The sequence below is a fragment of the Butyricimonas sp. BSD2780061689_150309_C8 genome (assembly GCF_015560935.1).
In the GTDB taxonomy this organism is placed as follows: domain Bacteria; phylum Bacteroidota; class Bacteroidia; order Bacteroidales; family Marinifilaceae; genus Butyricimonas; species Butyricimonas paravirosa.
In genome coordinates, this window is record NZ_JADMSV010000015.1 from 104,816 (window position 1) to 115,675 (window position 10,860).

The following is a 10,860-nucleotide window of genomic DNA, read 5'->3' on the forward strand; positions in this document are numbered from 1 at the left end:
CGTCTTTTTACATTCTTCGGGCATAAATTTATATCGACTTGGAGGGTAAATTTATGAAACAAATTTTGTAATTTGAAATATATTCCGGTTAAATATTTTGTTTAGAAAGTATAGAAAAAAGAAACCGGAATACAGAAATAGTTCTTGTACTCCGGCCATCCAAACTAGAATGATCATCAACTTATGATCAGAATTGATTTTTATATTTTGGTTTTATGAACGTTAAATTTTCTCCAGCATAATTTCTAATTCCCCACTGTTACTCCCGGAATAGATGATTTTACCTCTCGGATCGATGACTAAAAATGTCGGAATACTATTTAGGTTGTAGTTTGTTCGGGTGTCTTTACTCAATTCCGGGGTGGCGAGATACTGATTCCAAGGGAGTTTTTCTTCTTCCAGCGCTTTCTGCCAATCTTTTTCACTTTTATCCACAGACAAGCTGATAAAAGTTACTTTTTCTCCGTATGTCTTGTGCATTTCCCGCAGGTGAGGGAAACTTGCCCGACAAGGTCCGCACCATGAAGCCCAGAAATCAATCACCGTGTGATGATCTTTTTTGAGCTGGGAGAGTAGGGTGGCTTTTTTCCCGTCAGGAGTAGTCATATCTCCGTCTCGTAACGCTTTACCTTGTACGAAAGTACGGGCTGTTTGCAGGTATTGACGAAACTGTTGTAATGCGAGGCATGTGTCTTGATAGGGAGCGAAAAATTCGGTTAGTTCATCCAGGTACGCCTGATCATAAGTGAAAGGCTTTTTTTTCAATTGTTCCGCGAGATAGAGATTTACAGCCAAGTTTTGATGACTCCTTATAAATTCTTTCGTTTGGTTTTCGAGCTTGATTTGTTTGGCATACGAGGTTTTGAAGTTTTCAACATTCCCGTTTTCCATGTAGGCTTTGGTGAGGGATTCGATTTCATGGCGCGGGGATATGGTTTGTTGTTGGTATTGATAGAATATATCCTGTGCAACAGAACCTTTCAACGTGTAATTCTTCTCTTTGCGAATATCATACAGCCAAAAAGATTGTGGCAGGCTATCGATATGGGGAGTTTGAAAGGTCAGGTTGCCGTTCTCAACAAAAAAGCCGATCTCCACATATTTGTTGGGGCTTTTGTCTTTTGATTCTTTGTTTGTATTTGCGTGCTGATCGTTCATGCTTAATCGGCAATATACGGGGGCATTTACTTTTCCTTGAAGTTCAAATCTTCCATTGATGACATATCCTGAGGCAATTTTTTTATGGTATTCCTTGTAAGATGCCAAGGTCACTTCGGTACTATCAATGGCTCCGGGAACCGTACCGCGTAACACGAAATGATCTGTCGGTTTTTCGATACAGGCAGCCATCGAACCGAGAAATAAAAGTGATAATAGATATTTCATGATGATCTATATTTAAATGATTAAGAAATAAATAAGTATGTTAGCGGGAACGTTCTTTGTAAGTTTTGAATGTAGTCTCCACGAACATTTTGTATTGACTCTCCGGTAATTGGGGAATCACTTTTTCTCCGATTGCGGCAAGCCGGGTGTAGTTGGATTTGCTAATGTGTTTTTCCAGAGTCAGAAATACAAACGAGTAATCGTACAGTTCCTCAACAGTTAAGGAGGACGCTTTATTTTCTATTACGGGAATGATTTTTTTGACCAATCTTGAACCAAGTTTGGCGAGATACATTGTGTCTGGTTCTTTCATTTGCCACGTGATCGCCCGGTAGCCCATGACATACGGGATGATTTCTTTGACATCGTTTTTGGTTACATTTGCCTCGATTATTTTGGCGATCTTGTCTATTTTTTGTTGATCGACTAGTGTTGCCAGATTGGCCATTTCTGTCAATATCTCCTGTTGATTTATATTTAAAGTCGAGACTTGTCTTTTTAATTCGGAAACAGGAAGGGAATTTTCTTGCTGGAACCCGCAGATATAGTCGTTTAGAGCTTTTTGATATTTGGGGAATAAATAGTTGTCTACTTTTTCCGCTCCAACATTTTCCCGGATAGAAGTTAGATTTGACAACAGGTAATTGAAGAGAGGGGTACCGATCTGGCAGCTCCGGTCTTCGTAAATACCCCAAAATTCCTTTTGCATCTTGTCCGAGTCAGATAGTTGTTCTAGTAATTCGTTATATATTTGAGCCGCTTTTTCTTTGTCATTGGCTTCCGATAAACATTCTTTATAGGCGAGTAGCTGCTGTTTACTCATTTCTCCTTTCGCGTAAAGCTGGTGCTGGTAGGGAAGAGTATTTTCTTCTTCCAGCCCCTTTTGTACCCTTTCAATAAATCCTTCCAGATCGCTACTTCCGGTCAGTTTATGTTGTACCGTGCCATCCGTGCGAACAATTAAAAAAGTGGGATAAGCGTGAACATCAAATTTTTTACTTAATTCTTTGCCTTCCCCTTTTTCCATGTCAAACTTGACACTTACGAATCTGGGGTTGAAAAAGTCCCCGGCTGCTTTTTGAGGGAAAACCTCATTCATCATTTTTTTGCATGGGCCGCACCATTCCGTGTAGCAATCAATAAACAAGAGTTTATTTTCCAGCTTCGCTTGCTCAAGTGCTTGTTCGTAGGAGAGATCCCTAAAATTTACCCCATGCTGTGCGAGTAGCGGGAACGTGAATAAAATACAAATGGCAAAAGATATTATTTTTTTCATACGTGATTTTTTTGATTTAATACAATACGGTGATTATACGAGTTATTATTCCCTAACTAATTGTTTGAATGTTAATCGTAGGGCATCGGCATCGTTACCGCTAAAGACAACTTTACCCTCCGGGTCCACCAGCATCAGACGCGGAATGCTGAGTAAATTGTATTTAAACGACAATTCCATCATGTTTTCTCTTTGTGCGGCTCTTAATTGCGCCCACTCCATTTTTTCTTCTTTCAAGGCTTTTTGCCAGTCTGCATTTTTTTCATCTACCGATACACTGATCACATCCAGCATTTCCCGGCTGTACTCGTTGTAGAGTTTTTTTATAGAGGGAATGGCAGCCTTGCAAGGTCCGCACCAGGATGCCCAAAAATCCAGAATCGTGTAACGTCCCGGTTGGATATGCTCCGATAATTTCACGTTTTCTCCTGTCGGGGTTTCCAGCGAGAGATCGGTGTATATTACTCCTTTATATTGAAATTGTGCAAGTTCTAGCCTTTTCAAAAAACGTGGCTTGCGTACGGAATCTTCCACGTGGGCCGTGATACGTGACAATTCCTCCAACTCTTCCTTGGTGCGGGAAAATTCCGTGTTTATCAATGTTTCTGCAATGTATAGAGATAGGGGAGATGTCGGGTATTGGCGAATAAAATCCATGCGGGCCGCATCGACTTTTGCCTGACGGGAGAGCAATAACGGGTATTGTTCCTCGTAAAGTTTACTGTATTCTTCCGGAGAATATTGGTGTTTGTAGAACCTTGCCTCCAGTAATTTAGACGAGGGAATGTCTACGTCTGCCTCCAAAGGTTGTAACACTTCACGATAGTGATTGAATTCGGTTTGTAGCGGTCCGCCTGTTACCTTAGCTTTCCCTCGAGTAGAGAGAGGATGCATGAAGATAATGTAGGATAGACTATCGTAATGCTCTGCTTGTAACTCCATTTTTGAATTATCGAGAAACAAGAGTGTACCGTTATTTTTGATTTCTTTTTTATCGGTGACAAGGTCTTTGTTACTGATGGTTATTTTACAGAACACGGGAGAGGGGGTAACACCTTTTAATTCAAATTGACCGTTACGTACCGTGTCTATACTTAGGTTGATTTCGTTGAACGGGTCCTCGATCTGGTTCAATTTAACGATCATCCCGTCCTTCAAACCGGGAAAACTTCCCCGGATGACATACCCTCCCTGTTTGTCGCAGGCACCACATAATAACAGTGCCACGACAATGTAATATAATTGTCTCATTTTGTGAATGGTATTTGTGAAAATGGAGAAAGTTTTGGTTTATCATTCTCCATTTTCAATTTTCATGTTTAATTGTTTTGTGCGTCTCTCACGTAACGTACGCTCATGAATCTTTTATATACATTCTGAACGTAATCTTTTTCCTCGATGGTGGTACTCGTTCGTTCTATCTGTGAAGAATTGAAACGAATTCTCCGGTAGTACACGGCGGTTGATTGCGTGTAGCTTTCGTCAACCGTGCTGCTCCAGTAATACCCGTATTCACGGACTTGACGTAGGTATTGAAAAAGAGGAGTTCCCGGTTGTAAACTGACATATCCGGCAAGGAGTAAATGTATGCCACTTCCCGTTTCATCTTGTTGTATGAGTTCACCCTCGACAGAACCTCGCCATCCTGTATCGTCGAGTTCACCGGGAGACATTCCTAAGGCTTTTTCCAGTTTTTTCCAATCCTCATCCGTGGGTAATCGCCATCCTTCTGGTGCGTTGGCAATGGCATCCTCGTACGTGTATAGATTCCCGTACATATCGTAATCGGCAATGGCTTGATCTTTATCACTGATACTGATTAGGTCACTCCATCCCCATGAATCTTTTAATTCGTAATACGGGGTTCCGGCTTTGAAATTAGAGGTCATCCAGTCCAGACCGTCATAGCGGACCCAAGTGTATTCGTTTCCCTCGTCATCCGTGAGGGTTCCGGTGCTTTCCGGTTTCACCTGTGGCAAATGATTATCGTCATCATCACACCCGATGCAGAAAGTCATCAGGGCAAGACATATTGTATAGATTGTTTTTTTCATATCCTTCTCGTGTTAAAATTTAAATCCCATATCCATGACAATATTTTTAATGATATTGTATTTTTGAATGATGACCGGGAAATTGGCATATTTTTCCTTGAATTCCTGTTCTTTGGTATTGAATAAAGCTTGCGTGAAGGCCGTCACGTCATTGCTTCTTGACGGGAAACTGGAATAGTAGGAGGATATGAAACCGTAGGCATACAAGTCATCCCCCGTGGGCCTGCTTATTCCTAGATCCGAGTAATATTCCCCGTAATATTCACTGCAGAATGAATAAAATTCAGTGAAAACACTTGATTCCAAATTTTTTATTTTATTGCTTGCAATATCCAGAAGAATACTTTGCCGGAAAGTGTAAATTTCATCCTCGCTCATCGTGGGGATTTTGTCGCAACTAATGGCCAAACAACGCATTCCGTTATAAAAATCGTAGTATTTGTACGTGTTTTGATCCCGGTTGTACGTGTAGATTTGCCCGGCAAGTAAGATGGAGTAGGGGCGTATCTGGCTCCCTAAATGGGAAAGTATCTGATTTTCCGCGAAATCAATACCCGTTTCCTTGATCGTTTGGCCTTGCAGGTAGTTGAACTTCAGTCCACTGGTAAGGCTTGTCATGGAGTATCCCAAGTCGATGATTTCCGTGAACCAGTAGGGTGTTCCGTCTGCATTTGTACCTCTTTGTTCGTGGCGTAAAGTATCGTTGAAGAGTAGATGCACCCCGTTAGTTTCGTAAAAATTTCTACGTAATACAGATTCGGGATCGGTGGCATCGGGTGAAATGGTAAAATAATCATCACGTGCCCCCGTTGGCGCCAATGTATCTTCTTTACCGCAAGAAATAATGAATATACAAAGGGTTATAATATAATATATTTTGTTCATGGCTTTCATGTTTAATGATTAATGGTTTCCACCGGAATACGATCCGGACGTTCGTTTTTACTTAAATTGTTTTGGAAATCCAGAACTTCTTTCGGGAATGATAATGTATATGCCTTATCGTTTGCCTCTAACTCGAAAACCCGGGTGCGTATGGCAACATAGTCATAAACAGATAAACTCAGTTCATAATCCGTAAAGACGTGTTGAAAGCTTTTTGACCAAGGATATTTTTCGCATACGGTGTAACGGCGTAAATCATACCAGCGGTGGCCTTCCAAACACAATTCTCTTTGACGTTCATGACGGATTAAATCAATCAAGGCGTTACCGCTTTCGGTGATTGCCGGGGGCGTGCTGAAACGTTTCGCCTGTAATAAACCGAGAATCCGGCGAGCGGTGGGTTCGTCATCGTCGAACGCGGCAGCCTCGGCCAAATTCAGATAAGCCTCGGATGTTCGGAACATGAAATTGTCCGACACGCTACAAGCTTCGTTATAATGACTTCTTCCCCAGTATATTTTTTTGTAATAATAACCGAATGTTCCTTCCGTGATGTAAAGGGATTTTCGCAAATCGTTGTCATTATCAAATGCTTTAATCAAGTCCTCTGACACGTAAAACGGGTATTGTTCCTCGTTACTATCACTCCCGTAGATGTAGGAGGATAGTAAATGTCCCCCCATGGAGAATAGTACTTCGCTTGATTGCGAGGTGAATACATTGTCCTGTCCGGCGAACGATTTCAGATCGGTCAGGTTATCGTTTCTGTCAAGTACGTATTGTGCGTATGTCCGGGCATTTTTGTAATCTTGCATATAAAGATACACGCGACTCATTAATAAGTAGGTAGCTGTCAGGTCTGCCCGGTAGACGGACTTACGACTGGTTTGGGCAAGACATTCTTCCGCTTTTTTCAAATCCCGTATAATTTGTTCGTAAATCTCGGACACACTGCTACACGTGTAATCCTTATCCTCAATATAGGAGGTGAGTTTTAATGGGATCCCCTGTGTTTGGGCTGCTTTTGACGGGGCATAAGGTTCTGCATACAGGTTTACCAGCGAGAAATAATACAGGGCTCGCAGGAAACGAGCCTCTCCTTCTATCCGAATCTTATTTAATTCTTCCTCGTTTCCTTTTGCACTGACATTTTCCAGTTCATCCAGAATCATGTTAGTTGCATTGATGTATTGGTAGGTCGATTTCCAGAATGAATTTTCCGTTCCGATCATGGTTCCTTTAATATCAATGCCGACATTTCGTTGCCAAGTGTAATACCCGAATATACTACTGCTCATCGGGTCGAAAGCGGAACGATCTACTTGCGATCCGTTTTGCTGTAATTCGTCGGACATGAAATGAATGAAATAACTGTACGGGTCGCCGTTCATGGAACTTCCTCCGGAGCTGGTACTGCTGATCTTGCCGGCGGGGAGATAAGCGCTTCCTAGTAATAGTTCGTCAAGGTCGGTAATGTTTTCAACTCTTGCCAGATCCTGGGAGTATTCTTCCAAGAAACTCGAACAGGCACTCATGGAGAGTAATAGTAATCCGATAAATAATATATTTTTCATGGAATCCTGTTTTTAAAATGAGACACTTAAACCGAATGAATAAGTCGGACGTTCGGATAATTGTATTTCGCTGAATCCTCCTTGTGTGGGTGTTTGACCTTTTAATTTGCTGGAACAAAGCGTGAACAGGTTCGTGCCTGATAACGTCAGGGCCAACCGTGACATCCCTATTTTCGGCAAGATACGCTCCCCGAACTCGTACGTGAAACTAAGACTGGAGCATTTCAGATAGTTGGCACTGACCACTCGTGCATCCGAATAATCATACATTGTCCAAGCGTCCGAGGCAAAGGGTTGTATATCATCAAAAAGATTGGAGTAATGGGTATAGTATCTATAATACGCGGCACTTCCGTAAGACATCAAAGAGGGGATATTTGTGCTTTTCTCGTCCCCCGGCTTCTGCCAGCGTTTTAGAAAATCACGGTGAACATTGAATTCCGGTTTTATATTGTCATTAAACATTCGGAACAAACGGGTTTTGGCACCTAAGCTATACGAGAACATGGCGCTCATACGCAGGTTCTTGTATCGTAGCGTGGTACTTAATCCACCGGACATATAAGGCTCCCTGCGTCCGGATGCTTTTAACACGCGGGTAAAGGTTTCATATTTGCTTAACCCGCTTAACTCGTGTTTGTTGTTTTCCATATCGTCAAACATCGGTCCTCCATCCACGGGACTGATCCCGATAAACTTATAAGAGTAGAATGTGTTCACGGCCTTATCCTTCACGACCACGGTCCCGTTTAGAAAATCCGAGTAATTATAGGTTTGTGCGTCCGGATCGTTCTTCACTTTGTTGAAGTTTTTGGAAAATGAGGTCGATAATGTCCAGCGTACATTCTGTCTGGAAATGGGAGAAACGGTAATATCGACGCTGTAACCCTTGTTTTCCACGTCTCCACCGTTAATTACGTAAGAATCCACGCCGTTCATGTTTGCCACTTCTTTTGTCATAAAGGCATCCTTCGTGCGTTTGTAATAATACTGTCCTTCTACTTGTACACGATTGCGTAAGAGGGAAAACATTAATCCGGTATTGAATGAGCTGGTTTTTTCCCATTTCAAGTTCGGATTCGGATTCCGTGTAATTTTGGAGGTCATTTCATTATAATAAGGGTCCATTGGGTTCTTTTGGATCAACATGACCGGGGATTGATCTTCCAACATGTTTCCTTGGTAACCGAAAGAAACTTTCAGGGTAATATAGTCGATCCACTCCTTTTGCAGCATGTCATGTTCCGAGATGTTATACGCCCCGGATGCAGACCAGATAGGTAAGAATTTATTATTACTCTGGTCTCCGAACTTGTTGGAACCGTCCACGCGGGCATTCACGTTTACTGTGAAATAGTTTTGATAACTATAAGAGAGAGTAGCATACCCGGATAGCATATTCGTCAGATTATCCGTCACGCTCGGGACATTGCTTGCCAACCACGAACCGTAAGTCGGGTAATCTGAAATACTGATGTTACTGACGAACATTTTACCCCGGTCGGGATAATACCCGCGATCCACGCTTTTGAAACCGTTGTATCGAGAGGAACTTAATTCGAACCCGGCACTGGCATTGATATTATGCTGTTCGTCGGCTCCGAAATATTTGTTGGCATTAACCTGTAAACGAGCCGTGTAAGAGTTACTACGGGTTTCATTTCGAGTCAATTCACCCCCGAAAGGTAACACGCTATTACTGTCTTCGCCGGGGGTGGGAATTGTTCCGAATTCCGTTCCCCGAAGAGAGGCGGCATAGTATGTCTCTTCTCCCCAGTAACCTTCGATCTCGGCGTTGGAATTCGTGTAAGAAATGATGGCATTTGCGTTCAGCCAGTTTGTAAAATTGAATTTAAGGTTGGCATTTACGGTAATTCCGGACGTGTGTTGATCGGTATAACTGTTTTCCAGTTCGTTCAAAATGTTATAATTCCGACGTGAACTGTTGCCTGTCATTTTCTTGTAGTAAGCGTAATTCCCGTTTTCATCGTAGGCAGGGATTGCCCGGCTGGCATTGTACGCGTAATCCATCGGGTTTATGGCATCTTGATTGTATTCCCGGTGGCTGACATTCCCTTGCATCTGGAAAGAGGCTGTAAACCATTTGGTCAGTGTGGTTTCCACGTTTAATGAGGCCGTGTAACGTTGATTGTAATTCCCTTTGATAACATCGTTATCTCTGGAAAAGCCGATAGAGGAATAATAGCGGGTTTTCTCGGAGCCTCCTGAAATACTAACGGTGTGTTGATGGGAAAAGGTATCTTCAGTCAAAAGCTTGAACCAATCGGTATTCATGGTTTCAAGTTTGGCAACCTCTTGGGAAAATTGCGTATCCGTGAGTTTTCCGTTGTACAGGTCATTCAAAAGTCCCTCGTAACCTACCGGGTTTACACTCCCGTTGTACACGTAGTGCTGGTCAAATAATTCACGGGAAAGTTGGATTCTTTCTCTTGAATTCATCACGTTAATTTTCCGATCCGTGTAGCGCGGGCGTTGCCGGAAAGTGGTGGTCATGTTGTAGCTGATAATCGGGTCTCCGACACGTCCTTTTTTCGTTGTGATCACGATTACCCCGTTGGCCGCTTTCGTCCCGTACAAGGCGGTAGCGGCGGCATCTTTAAGAATATCGAGACGTTCAATGTCTTGCGGGTTTAGTCCGGCAATGGCATTACCGATCCGGTTAATATAATCGGGGTCATTTAGTTCCTCTGACGAGATGGGTACAGGGTCCTGCACGATGATTCCATCCACGACCCACAACGGTTCTCGGTTCCCGACCAATGTCGATGTTCCCCGGATTCTGATTTTTGGGGCAACACCCACTTCTCCGGAATTCGTCATTAAGATCATGTCTGAAACTCGTCCTTCCAGCATCTGGTCGATGGAGGTGGCACCCGGAATCATAATATCATCCATTTTTACTGAAGTGATGGCACTCGTGGATTTTTTCTTATTAATGACTTGATAACCGGTGACAACCACTTCTTCCATTTCCTGTGAATCTTCTTCCATCACGATGGTCAGGTCCTGTCCCTTGTAAGGAATGGTCTGGGTTTTCATTCCGATAAAAGAAACGAGTAACACGATGTTGGAATCTTTCGGCTGAACCATTTCGAATTTCCCGTTCATATCCGTGGAGACTCCTGTGGTGGTTCCCTTGATTAGCACGGTCACGCCGGGTAGGGGAACTTTCTTTTTATCTGTGATGGTACCTCGTATTTTCTTGATCTGTTCCTGTTGTTGAGGTTCAGCCTTACGAATGACGATCACTTTGTCGAGAATGGAGTAGGTGTACCCGCTATTTTTCAGGCAAGCATCGAGAATGGTTCTCACGTCGGAATCCTTCACGTTCATGGTGATTGATCCGATATGATCCAATTCCTCCACGTTATAAACGAACGTGTAGTCGCTCTGCTGTTTTATGATCCGGATGATTTCCCGGATGTTACTATTTTCGACTGAGACCGACAATCTGGCTTCTTGGGCGTAAATCCCAGCCGATAAATTCATGCAGAATAATAGCATCAATAAGCTACTTAATTTCATAATTAACAGTAGTTTTTTTAATTTTTCACGCGTACAAGCGTGAATAAAACAATCTTTTTTCGTAACTTTTGCAAGAAAAGATAACTCGCTTAGAATAAATCGGTTGGTCGGATTGTTTGAAAATTGGGTAACGAGATAG

Annotated in this window: 7 protein-coding genes; all 7 read right to left on the minus strand. The window is 42.6% G+C overall.

The window, feature by feature from the left end; genetic code table 11:
- Positions 1 to 222: 222 nt before the first annotated feature.
- The 7 genes from I2I33_RS12450 to I2I33_RS12480 all read right to left on the minus strand — a co-directional run bounded on the left by I2I33_RS12450 (position 223) and on the right by I2I33_RS12480 (position 10,721).
- Positions 223 to 1,386, minus strand: a complete 1,164-nt coding sequence (locus I2I33_RS12450) for a TlpA disulfide reductase family protein (RefSeq protein WP_087422158.1) — start codon at positions 1,384 to 1,386, stop codon at positions 223 to 225.
- A 40-nt stretch (positions 1,387 to 1,426) separates the two neighbouring features.
- Entirely contained in the window at positions 1,427 to 2,662 is a 1,236-nt protein-coding gene (locus tag I2I33_RS12455; RefSeq protein WP_087422159.1) for a thioredoxin domain-containing protein, read from the minus strand.
- A 45-nt stretch (positions 2,663 to 2,707) separates the two neighbouring features.
- Positions 2,708 to 3,913: a TlpA disulfide reductase family protein gene (locus I2I33_RS12460; RefSeq protein ID WP_087422160.1), complete on the minus strand. Its 1,206-nt coding sequence runs from the start codon at positions 3,911 to 3,913 to the stop codon at positions 2,708 to 2,710.
- Positions 3,914 to 3,981: 68 nt separating this feature from the next.
- Entirely contained in the window at positions 3,982 to 4,716 is a 735-nt protein-coding gene (locus I2I33_RS12465; RefSeq protein WP_087422161.1) for a fibrobacter succinogenes major paralogous domain-containing protein, read from the minus strand.
- A 12-nt stretch (positions 4,717 to 4,728) separates the two neighbouring features.
- Complete coding sequence (locus I2I33_RS12470) at positions 4,729 to 5,601, minus strand: hypothetical protein (RefSeq protein WP_140402617.1); 873 nt, start codon at positions 5,599 to 5,601, stop codon at positions 4,729 to 4,731.
- Positions 5,602 to 5,612: 11 nt separating this feature from the next.
- Positions 5,613 to 7,175, minus strand: a complete 1,563-nt coding sequence (locus I2I33_RS12475) for a RagB/SusD family nutrient uptake outer membrane protein (protein ID WP_087422163.1) — start codon at positions 7,173 to 7,175, stop codon at positions 5,613 to 5,615.
- 12 nt (positions 7,176 to 7,187) lie between these two features.
- Positions 7,188 to 10,721, minus strand: a complete 3,534-nt coding sequence (locus tag I2I33_RS12480; RefSeq protein WP_087422164.1) for a SusC/RagA family TonB-linked outer membrane protein — start codon at positions 10,719 to 10,721, stop codon at positions 7,188 to 7,190.
- Between the last annotated feature and the right edge of the window lie 139 nt (positions 10,722 to 10,860).

Excerpts from the sequence above, each read along its gene's own strand:
- I2I33_RS12450 (WP_087422158.1), bottom strand. The coding sequence starts at position 1,386 with ATGAAATATCTATTATCACTTTTATTTCTCGGTTCGATGGCTGCCTGT.
- I2I33_RS12455 (WP_087422159.1), bottom strand. The coding sequence starts at position 2,662 with ATGAAAAAAATAATATCTTTTGCCATTTGTATTTTATTCACGTTCCCG.
- I2I33_RS12460 (WP_087422160.1), bottom strand. The coding sequence starts at position 3,913 with ATGAGACAATTATATTACATTGTCGTGGCACTGTTATTATGTGGTGCC.
- I2I33_RS12465 (WP_087422161.1), bottom strand. The coding sequence starts at position 4,716 with ATGAAAAAAACAATCTATACAATATGTCTTGCCCTGATGACTTTCTGC.
- I2I33_RS12470 (WP_140402617.1), bottom strand. The coding sequence starts at position 5,601 with ATGAACAAAATATATTATATTATAACCCTTTGTATATTCATTATTTCT.
- I2I33_RS12475 (WP_087422163.1), bottom strand. The coding sequence starts at position 7,175 with ATGAAAAATATATTATTTATCGGATTACTATTACTCTCCATGAGTGCC.
- I2I33_RS12480 (WP_087422164.1), bottom strand. The coding sequence starts at position 10,721 with ATGAAATTAAGTAGCTTATTGATGCTATTATTCTGCATGAATTTATCG.